General features: G+C 71.9%; 15 protein-coding genes. 3 read left to right on the forward strand and 12 right to left on the reverse strand.

What is annotated here, in order from left to right; all coding sequences use genetic code 11:
• Positions 1 to 85: 85 nt before the first annotated feature.
• The 7 genes from ABFY20_RS19425 to hemE all read right to left on the reverse strand — a co-directional run bounded on the left by ABFY20_RS19425 (position 86) and on the right by hemE (position 6,069).
• Positions 86 to 1,276 carry a ferrochelatase gene (locus ABFY20_RS19425; RefSeq protein ID WP_368497853.1) on the reverse strand — a complete coding sequence of 397 codons (1,191 nt, stop codon included), beginning with the start codon at positions 1,274 to 1,276 and terminating at the stop codon, positions 86 to 88.
• Positions 1,273 to 2,019, reverse strand: coding sequence for a hydrogen peroxide-dependent heme synthase (gene hemQ / locus ABFY20_RS19430; protein ID WP_368497854.1), 747 nt, complete (start codon positions 2,017 to 2,019; stop codon positions 1,273 to 1,275). The genes ABFY20_RS19425 and hemQ overlap by 4 nt, the downstream gene beginning before the upstream one ends.
• Positions 2,020 to 2,165: 146 nt before the next feature.
• The gene (locus ABFY20_RS19435; RefSeq protein WP_368497855.1) at positions 2,166 to 2,465 is read right to left on the reverse strand and encodes a DUF3618 domain-containing protein; all 300 of its coding nucleotides are present in this window, start codon (positions 2,463 to 2,465) and stop codon (positions 2,166 to 2,168) included.
• On the reverse strand, positions 2,465 to 2,869 hold the full coding sequence (locus tag ABFY20_RS19440; protein WP_368497856.1) for a phage holin family protein: 405 nt from the start codon (positions 2,867 to 2,869) through the stop codon (positions 2,465 to 2,467). The genes ABFY20_RS19435 and ABFY20_RS19440 overlap by 1 nt, the downstream gene beginning before the upstream one ends.
• Positions 2,870 to 2,887: 18 nt before the next feature.
• Positions 2,888 to 3,334 (reverse strand): YtxH domain-containing protein, encoded by a 447-nt coding sequence (locus tag ABFY20_RS19445; RefSeq protein WP_368497857.1) that lies wholly within the window; start codon positions 3,332 to 3,334, stop codon positions 2,888 to 2,890.
• Positions 3,335 to 3,430: 96 nt separating this feature from the next.
• Entirely contained in the window at positions 3,431 to 4,990 is a 1,560-nt protein-coding gene (locus ABFY20_RS19450) for an NAD(P)/FAD-dependent oxidoreductase (protein ID WP_368497858.1), read from the reverse strand.
• Positions 4,987 to 6,069, reverse strand: coding sequence for a uroporphyrinogen decarboxylase (gene hemE, locus ABFY20_RS19455; protein WP_368497859.1), 1,083 nt, complete (start codon positions 6,067 to 6,069; stop codon positions 4,987 to 4,989). The genes ABFY20_RS19450 and hemE overlap by 4 nt, the downstream gene beginning before the upstream one ends.
• Before the next feature lie 38 nt (positions 6,070 to 6,107).
• On the opposite strand from hemE, the gene ABFY20_RS19460 reads away from it, so the two are divergent.
• A complete protein-coding gene (locus ABFY20_RS19460) occupies positions 6,108 to 7,466 on the forward strand; it encodes a glutamyl-tRNA reductase (protein ID WP_368497860.1) in 1,359 nt (452 codons plus the stop codon).
• 37 nt (positions 7,467 to 7,503) lie between these two features.
• On the opposite strand, the gene ABFY20_RS19465 is transcribed toward ABFY20_RS19460, so the two are convergent.
• Entirely contained in the window at positions 7,504 to 8,562 is a 1,059-nt protein-coding gene (locus ABFY20_RS19465) for an aminotransferase class V-fold PLP-dependent enzyme (protein WP_368497861.1), read from the reverse strand.
• A 93-nt stretch (positions 8,563 to 8,655) separates the two neighbouring features.
• On the opposite strand from ABFY20_RS19465, the gene ABFY20_RS19470 reads away from it, so the two are divergent.
• Positions 8,656 to 9,657, forward strand: a complete 1,002-nt coding sequence (locus tag ABFY20_RS19470; protein WP_368497862.1) for a LysR family transcriptional regulator — start codon at positions 8,656 to 8,658, stop codon at positions 9,655 to 9,657.
• Here ABFY20_RS19470 and ABFY20_RS19475 read toward each other — a convergent pair.
• The 4 genes from ABFY20_RS19475 to ABFY20_RS19490 form a co-directional block, all read right to left on the reverse strand.
• Positions 9,654 to 10,652 carry a serine hydrolase gene (locus ABFY20_RS19475; protein ID WP_368497863.1) on the reverse strand — a complete coding sequence of 333 codons (999 nt, stop codon included), beginning with the start codon at positions 10,650 to 10,652 and terminating at the stop codon, positions 9,654 to 9,656. The genes ABFY20_RS19470 and ABFY20_RS19475 overlap by 4 nt on opposite strands.
• A gap of 40 nt (positions 10,653 to 10,692) precedes the next feature.
• Entirely contained in the window at positions 10,693 to 12,681 is a 1,989-nt protein-coding gene (locus ABFY20_RS19480) for a M13 family metallopeptidase (RefSeq protein WP_368497864.1), read from the reverse strand.
• Between the two features lie 49 nt (positions 12,682 to 12,730).
• Positions 12,731 to 13,093 carry an SHOCT domain-containing protein gene (locus tag ABFY20_RS19485; protein WP_368497865.1) on the reverse strand — a complete coding sequence of 121 codons (363 nt, stop codon included), beginning with the start codon at positions 13,091 to 13,093 and terminating at the stop codon, positions 12,731 to 12,733.
• Between the two features lie 90 nt (positions 13,094 to 13,183).
• Positions 13,184 to 13,609, reverse strand: coding sequence for a DUF6325 family protein (locus ABFY20_RS19490; RefSeq protein WP_368497866.1), 426 nt, complete (start codon positions 13,607 to 13,609; stop codon positions 13,184 to 13,186).
• Between the two features lie 114 nt (positions 13,610 to 13,723).
• Here ABFY20_RS19490 and ABFY20_RS19495 point away from each other — a divergent pair, with 114 nt between their 5' ends.
• Entirely contained in the window at positions 13,724 to 15,043 is a 1,320-nt protein-coding gene (locus ABFY20_RS19495) for an MATE family efflux transporter (protein ID WP_368497867.1), read from the forward strand.
• Positions 15,044 to 15,047: the final 4 nt, after the last annotated feature.

Raw genomic sequence — 15,047 nt, forward strand, 5'->3', positions numbered from 1 at the left:
CTGCGGGTCTCGTGCCGTGGTGGTGGGCACGAGGGGTCTCATTCGATTCTGTCGCATCCCGCACGGGAGTTGGTCGAATTCAAGGTCACGGTGCGATACCGGCCAGTGCGGGCTTGAAGCCCAGACGCACGTTCTCGCAACAGCCGGGCCGGCACACGTCGTACCAGGGACCGAGCGCGGTACGCGCCGGCCGCTCGCTCGCCGGAGTGCCCGACACGCGCTCGAGCACGAGGTCGACGAGCCCCGAGACGTACGCGGGGTCGACACCGGGGGTGGGGGTGCGCACGCCGTGCAGCCCGTGCTCGGCGCAGGTCTCGAGCGCCTCGTTGTCGAGGTCCCACATGACCTCCATGTGGTCGCTCACGAAGCCGAGCGGCACGATGACGACGGCCTTCACGCCCTTGGCGGGCAGCTCGGCGATGGCGTCGTTGATGTCGGGCTCGAGCCAGGGCTGGCTGGGCGGGCCCGAGCGGGACTGGTAGACGAGCTGCCAGGGCAGGCCGTCGGCCCCCGCCGCCGTCGCCATCACGGCCTCGGCCACGGCGAGGTGCTGGGCCGCATAGGCGCCACCGGGGCCGAACCCGCGCGCGGCCGGGCCGGAGCGCTCGGCGTCGGCGCTCGGGATGGAGTGCGTGCTGAACAGCACCTCGATCTCGCGGGCGGGGTCGAGGTCGGGGAACTGCTCCCGGATGCCCGCGATCGCCGCCGCGACGCCGTCGATGAAGGGCTGCACGAAACCGGGGTGGTCGAAGAACTGCCGCACCTTGTCGATGGTGATCTCACCGGCGAGCCCGGTCTCGTCGAGGGCGATGGCGAAGTCTTCGCGGTACTGACGGCAGCTCGAGTACGAGCTGTAGGCGCTCGTGGCGACGGCGATGAGCGAGCGGAAGCCGCGCTCGTGCGCCTCGGTGAGGGCTTCGCGCAGGTACGGATCCCAGTTGCGGTTGCCCCAGAGCACGGGCAGCTCGATGCCGCGGGTGGCGAGCTCGGCCTCGAGGGCCGCCTTGAGGGCGCGGTTCTGGGCGTTGATGGGGCTCACGCCGCCGAACGCCCGGTAGTGGTGGGCCACCTCCTCGAGTCGCTCGTCGGGGATGCCGCGGCCCCTCGTGACGTTGCGGAGGAAGGGGATGACGTCGTCCTGCCCCTCCGGCCCGCCGAAGCTGGCGAGCAGGATCGCGTCGTAGGCGACCGGCTGCTCGACGTGCTCCGGTCCGCTCGCGGCAGCGGCGCTGGCACCGGGCACGACGGCGGGATCGGATGCGACGGCGTCGCTCACTGGAGCACCTCGACGATCTCGGCGATGTCGATGCGCCGGCCGGTGAAGAACGGAACCTCTTCGCGCACGTGCAGGCGCGCATCCGTCGCCCTGAGGTGGCGCATGAGGTCGACCAGGTTGAGCAGCTCGTCGTCTTCGAGAGCGAGGATCCACTCGTAGTCGCCGAGCGCGAACGAGGCGACGGTGTTCGCGAGCACGGAGCGGTACTCGGCACCCTTGCGGCCGTGGTCGGCGAGCATGGCGCGGCGCTCCTCCTCGGGGAGGATGTACCACTCGTACGAGCGCACGAACGGGTAGACCGTGAGCCAGGCGGCTGGCTCCTTGCCGCGCATGAAGGCGGGCAGGTGGTTGGCCGAGAACTCCGCGTCACGGTGCACGCCCATCGCGTTCCAGGTCGGCAGGAGCGGAGCGAACAGGCGGGTGCGGCGGATCTGGCGGAGCGCCCACTGCAGCGTCTCGGGAACGCTGCCGTGCAGCCACACCATGATGTCGGCGTCGGCGCGCAGGCCCGACACGTCGTAGACACCGCGCAGCATGACGTCTTCGTCGATGACGGAGGCGATGGCCTCGTCGAGCTCGGCGAGCGCCGCGGGCACGTCGAAGCCGTCGACAGCGAGCGGGGCGTCGGGGTTGCGGCGGAACACCGCCCAGAGGGTGTAGCCCACCACGGGCACCGCCTCCGAGTCCTCGACGTCTCGGGGCGCGACGGGGTGAGGGTCGACGGCGGCTGTCGGGTCGGTCATGCTAGCTCTTTCGTTGTCGAGGAGGCCGGTGGGGCGACGCAGGCCCACCGCGGGTGCGGGCCGTTCCACGGAGTCGACGGAGTGGTCGGCCTGCCGGAACACGCCCTACCTCCACGGTACGCGACCTGGATGGGAGATTCGTCGACTCAGCGACGCCCTGCGAACCGGAAGCCGAGAACGGCTGCGGCCCCGACCGCCACCACGGCGGCACCGACACCTGCGGCGAAGCCGATGGGGTTGTCGCGCCGATAGCGGGCGAGCGAGCTCTTCAGGCGGTGCGCGGCGTGACGGGCCTGCTTCGGCACGTTCAGCTTGAACTCGATGGCGTCGAGCGTGGCGCGGAGCTCCGCGCGGGTCTTCTCGATGTCGGCGTGCAGCTCGGCCTTCGACCGTTGGGGGGTCGAGGCGTCGGCGGCACCGGGCTTCACGGCGTTGGCGTCACTCATCACTGGCCCAATCCCTTGACGACGTTGATGTCTTTCTTGATGCTCGTGATGGCGTCTTCGGGCACCGGAGGAACGCCCTTCTTGATCGATGCGACCCCGACGAGCACCAGGATCGCGACGAGCAGAAGAAGACCGCCGGCGACGATGAGCGCCGCGAGCCACGCGGGCAGCACCGTGGCGATGCCGAGCACGGCCGCTGCGATCAGCACCGCGAGGGCGAAGAAGGCGAACAGCCCCGCCGCCACGAACAGGCCGATGCCGATGCCGAGCTTCGCCAGCCGCCCGGTGAGTTCGCGCTTGAGGTTCTCGAGTTCGTCTTTGAGCAGCTGGATGATCAGCGTGGGCAGCTCGGCGAACAGCGACACGAGCGAGCGGCGTGCCTTCTTGTCGCGCTCTTCAGTCACGTCGGTGAATCCTTTCGGTCACTCGTCGGAGGTGGATGCGGATGCGGCCGACGACGAGTTCGCGCTCCGCTTGGGAGCGGGCTTCTTGGCGGCGGTGGTCTTCGCGGCGGCAGAGGGCTTCGGTGCGCCGGAGGCGGAGGAGGCCGATGCCGGGGAGCCGGAAGCCGAAGCGCCTCCCGAGCGGGCGACGGGCCCCGACGAGCTGCCGCGCTGGGGCGACGACAGCGGTTCGCGCCCGATGAGGGCGCCGAGCGCGTTGCGGGCCTTGCGGGAGAGGGTGGCCTTCACCTCGTCGACGCGGGCGCCGGCGAAGTCCTGCACGGTGTGCACCCCGGCCTGCACGGTCGGGGTGTTCCAGACCTTCTCCGCACCCGCCTTGATCTGCTCGTACCGCTCACGGCCGGCCCGTGTGCCGAGTACGTAGCCGGTGGCCAGCCCGACGACGAAGATGATCTTTCCGCGCATGTGAACTCCGATCGATCGTGAGTGCGGGGTCCCGTTCAGAGTAGTCCGGAAGCACCGCACCCGCATGGCCCCCGATCGCAGCCCGGCAGCTGCCGGTCAGTCGAGCCTGCGATCGCCCCTCAGTTCGGCGGCGAGCGCCGACGCCGTCTCGTTCGCGTGCTGGACGGTGGCGGCGAGGCCGGTGCCCGACACCCAGGCGCCCACCACGTCGAGCCCCGGCACCTCCTTGACGGCGGCGAGGGTCTGCCGCACGCGCGCCTTGTGGCCCACGGTGGCGAATGCGAGCGAGTCGTCCCACCGCACGACGGAGAACCCCCGCACCACTGCCGGGTCGAGCCGAACCCCCAGGAGGGTCGAGGCGTCGGAGAGCACCGCGGACTGCTCGGGAGCTGTCCCGGCGGATGCGTCGGGCGCGATGCCGGTTCGCGCATCGGTCGCTCCCACGGCACGAGCATCCGTCGGCGCGCCCCGTCGCCCGTAGGACAGGCGCAGCACGTGGCGGTGCGCCGGCAGCGCATCGGCGAGCCAGCGCCACTTCGCCGTCGAGTGCGTGAGCGCCTTCGCGCCGACACCCGGCGTGCCCTCGGCGACGAGCACCCCCGTGCCGCGGGGTGCGACGTCGAGCGCGGGTTCGTCGACGACGAGCGTGGCGAGGGTGACGGATGCGGGGGCCGGCCAGTCGCCGATGCCCGGCAAAGCGGCGGTCGCGCCGAGTGACGCCCGGCCGGCTCCGGCCTCGTCGAGGAGGCCGAGGCCGGGGCGGAACCCCGTCGCGACGACGACGGCGCGGGCGGAGAAGGCCTGCTCCCCGCCCTCGCCCTCGACCCTCACGCACCAGCGGTGCGCCGGGTCGTCGCGGCGGTCGAGCCCCGAGACGCGCGCACCACGACGGATCTCGACGCCGAAGAACCGGCAGTCGGCCTCCAGCGCCTCGATGAGCCGGTACATGCCACCCACGATGCCTTGCACCTGCGATCCCGCCGGCGCCTGCTCGCGCAGGGCCATCACGGCACCCGAGAGCGAACCCTGCACGGTCATGGCCTGGGTGAGGCCGGGGGCGACGGTGTGCACGTCGACGACGGAGGGGTCGGCGGAGTGCACGCCCGCGACCACGGGCGTGACCAGTCGCTCGAGCACGAGGCGCCCCATGCGGCGGCGCACGATGTCGCCGAGGTCGGTCTCGGTGCGCACCCGAAGCAGCGGCATCAGCCGGTCGAGGTAGGCGCGCAGCGAGCCGCGCCAGCCGATCACCCGGCGCACGTCGTCGGCGAGCGGCACGCCGGGGATGCCGAGCACGCCTGCCGCGGGCAGCGGCGCCGCTCCCCCGCTCCAGGCCACCCACGCGCCCTTGCGGTCGGGCACGACGATGTCGTCGCCGAGACCCAGTTCGCCGACCAGTGCGGCGACGGTGCCCTTGCGGGTGGCGAAGCTCTCGGCGCCCGAGTCGAGCTCGACTCCTGCCACGTCGTGGGTTCCCACGAAGCCGCCGAGCTCGGCGCGCTCCTCGAGCAGCACGACGTTGTTGCCCAGACGGGCGAGCCGACGCGCGACGACGAGGCCGGCGACGCCTCCCCCGACCACGACGACATCGGTGGCGGTCGGCGGATGCTCGGGGCGGGCATCCGTGCCGGCTGCGGGCGGTGGCGCCTCGGTCACGGCTCGGCCCGCAGCGAGTCGAGGGGGGTGCCGTGCACGAGCTCGACGATGCGGGTGAGCACGCCGGGGTCGGTCTCGGGTGGAACCCCGTGGCCGAGGTTCACCACGTGCGCGGGAGCGCTGAGGCCACGGCGCAGCACGTCGAGCACGTGGGCCTCGAGCACGGGCCAGGGCGCGGCGAGCAGCGCCGGGTCGATGTTGCCCTGCACGGGCACACCACCGCCGAGCCGCTCCGACGCCACGTCGAGCGGCAGCCTCCAGTCGACGCCCACGGTGTCGACTCCGATCTCGTGCATCGGCTTCAGCACCTCGCCGCTGCCGACGCCGAAGTGCACGAGCGGCACGGGCAGGTCGCGCACGTGCTCGAGGGCCTCCGCCGAGAACGGTGCGACCCGGCTGACGTAGTCGGCCTTCGAGAGGGAGCCGACCCAGGAGTCGAACAGCTGGCCGGCGCTCGCCCCGGCGACGATCTGGGCACGGAGGAAGCGGCCGGTGACCTCCGCCGCCCAGCTCAGCAGGCCCGCCCAGGCCCCCGGGTCGGCGTGCATGAGCGTGCGGGCGCGGATGTGGTCTTTCGACGGCCCGCCCTCGACGAGATAGGCGGCGAGGGTGAACGGGGCGCCCGCGAAGCCGATGAGCGGCGTGCTGCCGAGCTCGCCGACGGTGAGTGCCACACCCTGCTCGATGGCCGAGAAGTCGGCACCGGCGGGGTCGGGCAGGGCGACGACATCGGCGGCGGTGCGCACGGGCTCCGCCAGCACGGGCCCGCGCCCCGGCACGATCTCGACGTCGACGCCGGCGAGCCGCAACGGTATGACGATGTCGCTGAAGAAGATGCCGGCGTCGACGCCGTGGCGACGGATCGGCTGGAGGGTGATCTCGCTCGCCATCGACGGGTCGAGGCAGGCGTCGAGCATCCGTGTTCCCACCCGGAGTTCGCGGTACTCGGGCAGCGAACGGCCCGCCTGACGCATGAACCAGACCGGGGCGGTGGAGCCGCGCGTTCCGGTGTAGGCGGAGACCAGGGCGGAGTCTCCCTTACGGCCGTCGAGGAGCGGATGCGAGGCGGGCAGAGTCACCGAAACATCCTACGCGTCGGCTGGATTAGACTTGGTCGGTGCTCATCTGTCTCACCGCCAACCACCGGAACGCGAGTTTCGACATGTTGGAGAAGCTCTCGGTGGGCACGGCGGAGGTCGCCAAGACGCTCGTGAGCGAGAGCGACTTCGTGCAGGGGGCCGTCGTTCTGGCCACCTGCAACCGCTTCGAGGCCTACCTCGACATCGACGAACCGCTCACCGCGGGCATCTCGCTGGCGGTCGAGGAAGCCGCCGAGACCTTCGGCTCGGCCTCCGGCACCGACGTCGCCGAGCTGCGCGACAGTCTCACCGTGCTCTGCGGCGACGGAGTCGCCGACCACCTCTTCGCCGTCTCCTCCGGCCTCGAGTCCGTCGTCGTCGGAGAAGACGAGATCGCGGGGCAGGTCAAGCGCGCACTCAGCACCGCCCGCATCGACGGCACCACCTCGTCAGACCTCGAACGCCTCTTCCAACGCGCCTCGCACACCTCCCGCGGGGTGAAGACGAAGACGGGCCTCGGCGGCGCCGGCCGCTCCCTCGCCCGTCTCGCGCTCGACCTCGCCGAGAGCCGCGTCACCGACTGGGCGGCGACCCGGGTGCTGCTGGTCGGCACGGGCCAGTACGCCCGCGTCACGCTCGCCAACCTGCGCGAGCGTGGCGTCACCGACATCAGCGTCTACTCGCCCTCCGGCCGTGCCGCCGTGTTCGCTGCCAAGCAGGGCCTCGTGCCCGTGCCCGCCGAGGGCTACCTCGCCGCCGTCGCGGCCTCCGACATCGTCATCACCTGCAGCACCGCCGAGACCGTCGTGCTCGACGCCTCGCACCTCGTCGCCGCCTCCGCGCTGCCGGGCGCTCTGGCCCGCCGGCTCGTCATCGACCTCGGCCTGCCGCGCAACGTCGACCCGGGAGTGGCGGGCATCGGGGGCACCGAGCTGCTCGACCTCGAGACCATCAGCCTGCACGCCCCGCTCGACGAGCTGAACGCCGAATCGGATGCGCGGGCCCTCGTCGACCAGGCCGCCGCCGAGTACCGCGCGGGCAAGGCCGAGGCGGCGGTCACCCCCGCCGTCGTCGCTCTGCGTTCGCACCTGTTCGACCTGCTCGACGCCGAGATCGAGCGCTCCCGCTCGCACGGCGCTTCAGCGACCTCCTCGCCCGGCGAGCAGACCGAACGGGCACTCCGGCACCTCGTGGGAGTCATTCTGCACTCCCCCTCCGTGCGGGCACGCGAACTCGCCCGAGAGGGTCGTGCCGACGAGGTGTTCGCGGCGGTCGAGACGCTGTTCGGGCTCGGGGGCGCGGCTGCGGAGCGTTCTGTCGACGCCGCAGCCGCAGCATCCGATACTGACACCGACTCCCCGGTCGCCCTCGACGCCTACCGCCGCCACGGCGCCTGAGCCGCGGCACAGGAGCCGCACGGAGCGCCCGAGTGCCTCAGGCGAGCCCGAGCGCCCCGCACACCCGATCGATGTCGGCTTCGTCGTTCCACAGGTGGAAGGCCACCCGGGCGCGCCCCGCGCGCGACGAGCCGGCGATGTCGGCTGCGGCGAGCGCCGCGATGACGCTGCCGTCGGGGTCGGGCCAGGTGACGATCGCGCTCTCCGACTCGGGCTCGCCGAGGTGCCGCCGCAGCGCGTTCGCGAGGCCAACGCAGTGCCGCTGCACGGCGGCGATGTCGGCCGAGGCGAACAGTTCGACCGCCGGAGCTGTTCCGTACCACGCCTGCCAGGCCGGCGACACGTCGAAACGGCGCGCACTCGATGCGAGCCGCATCTCGGGCCCGTAGCACGAGCCCCACACGTCGTCACCCGAGTACCAGTTCGCCGTGAACGGGTGCAGGCGTTCGGCGAACTCCTCCGAGACGGTGAAGAACGTCGTGCCTCGGGGCGCACAGAGCCATTTGTAGGCGTGACACACCGTCGCGTCGAACCGGCTCGCGTCGACGGGCATCCAGCCCACCGCCTGAGTGGTGTCGACGAAGGTCGCCGCGCCGTGCCGCTGCGCGGCCTCGACGACGGCCTCGGCATCGGCGAGGCGCCCGGTCGCCGACTGCACGAGTGAGAACGAGACCAGCGTCGTCGAGGGTGTGACGGCTTCGGCGAGCCGCTCGAGCGGCACGCACCGAACCGTGAGCCGGCCGAGTTGCTGCTGCACCAGGAACGGGAACACCATCGAGCTGAAGTCGCCCTCCACCAGCAGCACCTCAGAACCCTCGGGCAGCGAGCCGGCGACGACCGAGGCGAACACCGAGACCTGCGATCCGACGGCAACCCGGTCGGTCTCCACCGAGTTCAGGCGCGCGAAGGCCCCGCGAGCCCGCTCGACGGCCGCGCCGTACCGGGCGGGGTCGCGGTGGCCCTCGCCCCAGGCGCCGAGGTCGCCGGTCAGGGCCTCGACGGTCTCGCGAGGCGGCGCACCCACCATGCACGCCGAGAGGTAGCCGGGTCGCACCGAGAAGTGCGACCGGAGTTCGTCGAGGGTGAGTGCGGCCATGCCCCCATGGTTCCGGAGCCGGTTCCATCACACCACCGCCAGTGTCGGATGCCATCGATAACCGAGCATTATGCATGCGGTAGCCTGGCCGCCATGACGCTCTCGAGCATTCCGGTGACGCCCCCCTCGGGCGCGTACGACCTCGACTCCCAGACCCTCCGGGTCGTCGCCGCGATCGCCGAGTTCGGGTCGATCACCCGGGCAGCCTCGGTGCTCGGGTTCAGCCAGCCGGCCGTGAGCCAGCACCTCAAGCGGGTGGAGTCGCGTCTCGGCATGCCCCTCGTCACGCGCTCGGGCCGCGGCATCCGACTCACCGAAGCCGGAGGTGTCGTGGCGAGGCACGCCGCCGTCGTGCTCGCGGCCCTCGACTCCGCGGCGAGCGAGCTCTCCGACCTCTCCGGGCTGCGCTCGGGCCGGGTGCGCCTCACCGCGTTCCCCTCGGCCTCCTCCACCATCGTGCCGCAGCTCATCGGCACCATGGCCGCCGAGCACGCCGGAGTGCAGTTCAGCTACCTCGAGGCCGAACCGCCCGAGGCCGTCGCCTCCGTGCGCGACGGCCACACCGATCTCGCCGTCGCGTTCCACTACCCCGCCGACCGCGACGACCCGTTCCTCGACTCCGTCGAGACCCTCGTGGTGCACGAGCTCGCCCGCGACGAGATCCTGGTGCTGGTTCCCGACGGTCACCCCGCACTCGACGCCGACCCCGGCACGTCCGTCGACCACGGCACCCCCGTCGACCTCGCACGCCTCAGGCAGGAGTCGTGGATCGCCGGATGCCCGCGCTGCCGCGCCCACCTCATCGGCAGCTGCGCCCGCAGCGGTTTCTCCCCCACCGTCTCGGTCGAGACCGACAACGCCGTCGCGGTGATGAGCATGGTGGCGGCCGGCCTCGGCGTCGCGCTGCTGCCCGCGCTCGCCCTCGCCGCCTCTCCTCTCCCCGCCGGCATCGTGGCACGCCCCACCTCGGGAGGAGACCACCGGATGATCGTCGCCGTCACGAGGCCGGGTGCCGACCACGTTCCCGCGGTGGGTGAGGCGCTCCGCCTGCTGCGCGCGCATCCGTCGACCACCGCGCGCGGATCGGCGCGCTAGAAGATGTACTCCAGCACGTCGGTGCCGAGGGTGCGCATGGCGTCGAGCACGGCGAGGCGCGCCGAGATGCTGCTGTCGTTGAAGCGCATGGTCACGGCATAGGAGACGCCGGCCCGGGGACCGGTGACGACCCCGGCTTCGCTGCGCACACCGGAGTCGGTGCCGGTCTTGTTGAACAGGGCGACCCCGTGGTCGGCGTCGAGGTGCGCGAGCGGGTCGAGACCGAAGGCTCCCGCCACCATCGAGAGGTCGCTGTTGAGACCGAGCCAGCCGACCACGAGCCGGGAGGTGGCCTCGTCGACGATCTCACCGCGTTCGAGGCGACGGAACAGGCTCGCGAGCTCGCGCGCCGAGCCGACGGAGAGCTGGGGAGCGTCGTCGGGGCCGCGCTCGTCGCGCACGATGTCGAGGAGGAGGGTGCGCTTGAGGCCGAGCGACTCGGCGCGGGTGCGCACCGCGTCGAGACCGATGCGCCGCAGCAGCACGTTCGTGGCGAGGTTGTCGCTCGTGGCGCCGACGAGCGCAGCCAGGTCGGCGATGGGCAGGGCGGGAACCTGGAGGTGCCGCCACAGGCCCGAGTCGGCGACCGAGTCGTGAGGCGTGCGGTTGAGGATGCTGAGTGCCTCCGGCCCGGGAGCGGGGCGCGCCGAACGAGGGGCGTTCGCGTGCCCTGCGGCCTCCACGCCGCCCAAGGGATCGCGCCCGCCGCGCCCTCCGTCGCGCGCCGAGATGCGCGCGGCGACCTCGATGAGCAGGAGCACCTTGCCGATGGAGGCGGTGGGCACCGACAGGTGGTCGTCGACCGAGAACAGCACGGTGCCGTCGGCGAGGTCGATCGCGCAGGCGGTGACCTGCACGCCCGAGAGCGCGAGCTCGGTGAGGGAGGCGAACCCCTTGCGGAAGACGATGCCGTCGTCGACCGCATCCGACCGGCGGCCGCGCGGAGCCTGTTCCTCCCGCTCGGCACGTGCCCGACGGCGGATCGAATCCGGCATGCTGTGGCGCCTCCCCTGCCCCGCGCTCGCGCGCGGCCTCCTACCAGATGGTCACACGCTCAGCTGGGTCCAACCAGAGACGATCGTGTGAATCGACGTCGAAGGCCTCGTAGAACTCGTCGATGTTGCGCACGATCTGGTTGCACCGGAACTCGTTCGGGGAGTGCGGGTCGATCGAGAGCAGGCGGATGACCTCCTCGTCGCGTGACTTCTGCTGCCAGGCCTGAGCCCAGGAGAGGAAGAAGCGCTCCGCGCCCGAGAGCCCGTCGACAACGGGCGGCTCGACCTGCTGCCCGTTCTCGTCGCGGAGGCTCAGCAGATAGGCCTTCCAGGCGATGCCGAGACCGCCGAGGTCGCCGATGTTCTCGCCGATGGTGAGCGCGCCGTTCACGTGGTGGTCGGGAACCTGGGCGGGGGCGAGGGCGTCGTACTGCGCGATGAGCGAGGAGGTGCGCTTCTCGAACGCCTCGCGGTCGGCCTCCGTCCACCAGTCGGTGAGCCTGCCGTCGCCGTCGAAGCGCGAGCCCTGGTCGTCGAAGCCGTGGCCGATCTCGTGCCCGATCACCGCGCCGATGGCCCCGTAGTTCGCCGCGGCGTCCCTCGACTCGTCGAAGAACGGGAACTGCAGGATGGCGGCGGGGAAGACGATCTCGTTGAAACCCGGGTTGTAGTAGGCGTTGATGGTCTGCGGCGTCATGAACCACTCGTCGCGGTCGAGCGGCTTGCCGATCTTGCCGAGCTCGCGCTGGAACTCGAACTCACTGGTGGCGCGCACGTTCGCGATGAGATCGGTGGGGTCGACCTCGAGCCCCGAGTAGTCGCGCCAGCGGGCGGGGAAGCCGATCTTCGGGGTGAACTTGGCGAGCTTGTCGAGCGCGCGCTCCCGGGTGGCCGGGCTCATCCATTCCAGTGTCGAGATCGATTCGCGGTAGGCCTCGATGAGGTTGGCGACGAGCACGTCCATCGCCGCCTTCGCGGTGGGCGGGAAGTGCTTCTCGACGTAGATCTTGCCGACCGCCTCGCCCATCGCGCCCTCGACGAACGAGACGCCCCGCTTCCAGCGCGCCCGCATGCTCGGGGTGCCGGTGAGGATGCGGGCGTAGAAGTCGAAGTTCTCCTCGACGAAGTCGCCCGAGAGATAGGGCGCCCAGCCGTGCACGATCTTCCAGAGCAGCCAGTCCTTCCAGCTCTCCAGCGGCTGGGCGGTGAGGGCCGCCACGACGCCGTCGACGAAACCGGGCTCACGCACCACGAGCTCGTCGAACACGCCCTGGGGGGCGCCGAGGGCGTCACGCCAGAGCTCGAGCAGGGTGGTGCCGTCGACGACACCGGCGGTGCCGGCCAGGTCGACGAGCTCGGCCCAGCTGAGCAGGTTGTAGGTGGCCTGGGCGTCGCGGGTGCGCACGTTGTCCCAGTGGGTGGCGGCGATCGCCGTCTCGAGGTCGAACACCCGCTGCGCGCGACGCGGAGCGTCGTCGATGCCGGCGAGCTCGAACATGCGCTGGATGTGGCCGAGGTACGCCTCCCGCACCGAGGCGAACTTCTCGTCGCGGAAGTAGCTCTCGTCGGGCAGCGAGATGCCGCCCTGCTCCACGAAGACGAGGTAGCGCTCGGGGTTGCCGGGGTCGTTGTCGACGAAGAGCCTGAACAGGCCGGACACGCCCTGGCGCTCGAGACGGCCGAGTGTGGTGACGAGGCCCGGCACGTCGGCGACGGTGTCGACCAGCGCCAGCTGGGGTGCGATCGGCGTCGCCCCGAGGGCGTCGATGCGCTCCTCGTCCATGAAGCTGGTGAACAGGTCGCCGATCTTGCGGGCCTCGGTGCCCTCGGGGGCGCCCTGAGACTCCTCGATGATCTCGCGCACGGCCTTCTCGGCCTCTTCGGCGAGCACGTAGAAGGAGCCGTAGCGCGCCTTGTCGTCGGGGATCTCGGTGCGCTCGATCCACCTGCCGTTGACGTGGCGGAAGAGGTCGTCTTGCGCGCGGACCGTGGGGTCGAGGCTGTCGATGTCGATTCCGGATGCAGTCACGCGACAACTCTACGCATGACGCGCTTCCGGATGCCGGGTCGACCTCGGGTCAGGCCAGCAGCTTCGCCTTCGCGGCCGCGAACTCCTCGTCGGAGAGGATGCCGGCGTCTTTCAGGGCGGCGAGCTTCTGCAGCTCGGCGACCAGGTCGACACCACCCGCGGCGGGCGCGGGCGCGGGCGCCGCCGCCGGAGCGGCCGGCTGCTGGGCCGCCACTGCGGCTGCCGCGGCGGCGTCGATCTGCTCCTGCTGCTGCTGGGCCTGCCAGGCTGCCTGCTGCTGCTGGTCTTGCGCCCTGGCCTGGGCGCGGCGCTGCATGCCGCCGCTGACCGCGGTGGCGGTTCCCGCCACGACGGCGGTGCGGGCGGCGAGGCCGAGGAGGCCGGGGCGGCCCATCCTTCTGAATCCGGGCATGTCATGTCTCCTGTCGAGAGCTGGTTCGGGGTGCGGGGGTGCTGCGGATGCGGGGCCCGGGCGAACCGGGACGGAACGAAGGGCGCGCCGCTACTCGGCGATCGCCGCCATGACCTCGTTGACGACGGGCGCCGGGATGCGCTCGCTCGACACGACGGTGCCGCCGTTGCCGGCCAGCTTCGAGGCCAGGTTCTTGGCCCAGAGCAGCTCGATGACGAGCAGCGCCGCCGAGGAGCCGGCGGGGATCTCGGCGGCGAGCTCCTCCACGTCGTCGATGGAGGCGAGCCCGGTGGCCTCGAGCACGAGGTCGCCGAAGCCGATCTCGTCTCCGGCCTCGTCGAGCTCGAGCACCGTGAGGTCGCCCTCGAGCGACTTCGTGACGAAGAGCAGGTCGAGCAGGCGCACGGCGCCGGCGTCGACGACCTCCTCGAACGCGGAGACGATCTCGGGGCCGGGGCGCTCGCCCTCGAAGCCCACCAGGATGAGCTCGACCGGACCGTAGGTGAATTCAGCCATCGTCGGCCTCTCGTCGTCGGGGTCGGTGGCCGGCGCGCGCTGCTGCCCGTCGGCCCGACCCTCGGCACGTTACCAGCCCCGATGAGCGCGCCACCACCGATCTAGGCTGAACAGGTGCTCACCATCGACCGCGACATCCTGCGTCTTGCGGTTCCGGCACTCGGCGCCCTCGTCGCCGAGCCCCTGTTCCTGCTCACCGACACCGCGCTGGTGGGCCACCTCGGCGAGGTGCCGCTGGCCGGGCTCGGCGTGGCGAGCGCGGTGCTGCAGACGGTGGTCGGGCTCACCATCTTCCTCGCCTACGCCACCACCCCCGCTGTCGCGCGACGGCTCGGAGCCGGCGACCGCCCGGGTGCGGTCAAGGCGGGCATCGACGGCATGTGGCTCGCGCTCGGGGTGGGTGTCGTGCTGGCGCTGGCGGGGTGGCCGCTGGCCCGGCCCGTCGTCGACCTGTTCGGCTCGACGCCCGCGGTGGGCGATGCCGCGGTCACCTACCTCACCGTCTCGCTGCTCGGCATCCCGGGCATGCTCGTCGTCATCGCTGCCACCGGGCTGCTGCGCGGCCTGCAAGACACCCGCACCCCGCTCGTCGTCGCCGTCGCCGGCTTCGCGGCGAACGCCGGGCTGAACGCCCTCCTCATCTACGGGCTCGGCTGGGGCATCGCGGGCTCGGCGGCGGGCACCGTGCTGGCGCAGTGGGCCATGGCCACGGTCTACGTGGTGATCGCGGTGCGAGCCGCGCGCCGCGATCGGGTGGCGCTCCGCCCTGGTCGGGACGGCGTGGGCGGAGCGGCGCTCTCGGGCGGCTGGCTGCTCCTGCGCACGGCGAGCCTGCGGGTCGCGATCCTCGCCGCCGTCACCGTCGCCGCCGGCCTCGGCGTCACCGAGCTCGCCGCCTTCCAGATCGCGATGACGATCTTCACCACGCTCGCGTTCATCCTCGACGCGCTGGCCATCGCCGGGCAGGCGCTGATCGGGCACGGGCTCGGCGCCGCCGAGGTCGACCGGGTGCACCTCGTCACCAGACGCCTGGTGCGCTGGGGGGTGCTCACCGGGGTGGGGCTCGGCGCGCTGACCGCGGCGCTCGCCCCGTTCGCCGGGCCGGTGTTCAGCCCGCTGCCCGAGGTGCATTCGGCGGTCACCGCCGCCCTCCTCACGATGGCCGTCGGCATCCCGCTGGCCGGCTTCGTCTTCGTGCTCGACGGGGTGCTCATCGGCGCCGGCGACGCCAGGTACCTCGCCTGGACGGGTCTGGTGAACCTCGCCGTCTTCGCACCGATGGTCGCCGCCCTGGTCGTCGTGCATCCGGAAGGCACAGCAGGGCTGGTGTGGTTGTGGCTCGCCTTCGGCCTCGGCTACATCGGTGCGCGCGCCGTCACCCTGGGGCTCCGGGCACGCGGCTCGCGGTGGATCGTCACGGGCGCGCCCGCCTGAGGCG

Source organism: Herbiconiux sp. A18JL235, assembly GCF_040939305.1.
Classification (GTDB): domain Bacteria; phylum Actinomycetota; class Actinomycetes; order Actinomycetales; family Microbacteriaceae; genus Herbiconiux.

What these genes read in the sequence shown, in the direction of transcription:
- hemQ (WP_368497854.1), bottom strand. Translation starts at nt 2,019, where the DNA reads ATGACCGACCCGACAGCCGCCGTCGACCCTCACCCCGTCGCGCCCCGA.
- ABFY20_RS19435 (WP_368497855.1), bottom strand. Translation starts at nt 2,465, where the DNA reads ATGAGTGACGCCAACGCCGTGAAGCCCGGTGCCGCCGACGCCTCGACC.
- ABFY20_RS19445 (WP_368497857.1), bottom strand. Translation starts at nt 3,334, where the DNA reads ATGCGCGGAAAGATCATCTTCGTCGTCGGGCTGGCCACCGGCTACGTA.
- ABFY20_RS19465 (WP_368497861.1), bottom strand. Translation starts at nt 8,562, where the DNA reads ATGGCCGCACTCACCCTCGACGAACTCCGGTCGCACTTCTCGGTGCGA.
- ABFY20_RS19470 (WP_368497862.1), top strand. Translation starts at nt 8,656, where the DNA reads ATGACGCTCTCGAGCATTCCGGTGACGCCCCCCTCGGGCGCGTACGAC.
- ABFY20_RS19475 (WP_368497863.1), bottom strand. Translation starts at nt 10,652, where the DNA reads ATGCCGGATTCGATCCGCCGTCGGGCACGTGCCGAGCGGGAGGAACAG.
- ABFY20_RS19485 (WP_368497865.1), bottom strand. Translation starts at nt 13,093, where the DNA reads ATGCCCGGATTCAGAAGGATGGGCCGCCCCGGCCTCCTCGGCCTCGCC.
- ABFY20_RS19490 (WP_368497866.1), bottom strand. Translation starts at nt 13,609, where the DNA reads ATGGCTGAATTCACCTACGGTCCGGTCGAGCTCATCCTGGTGGGCTTC.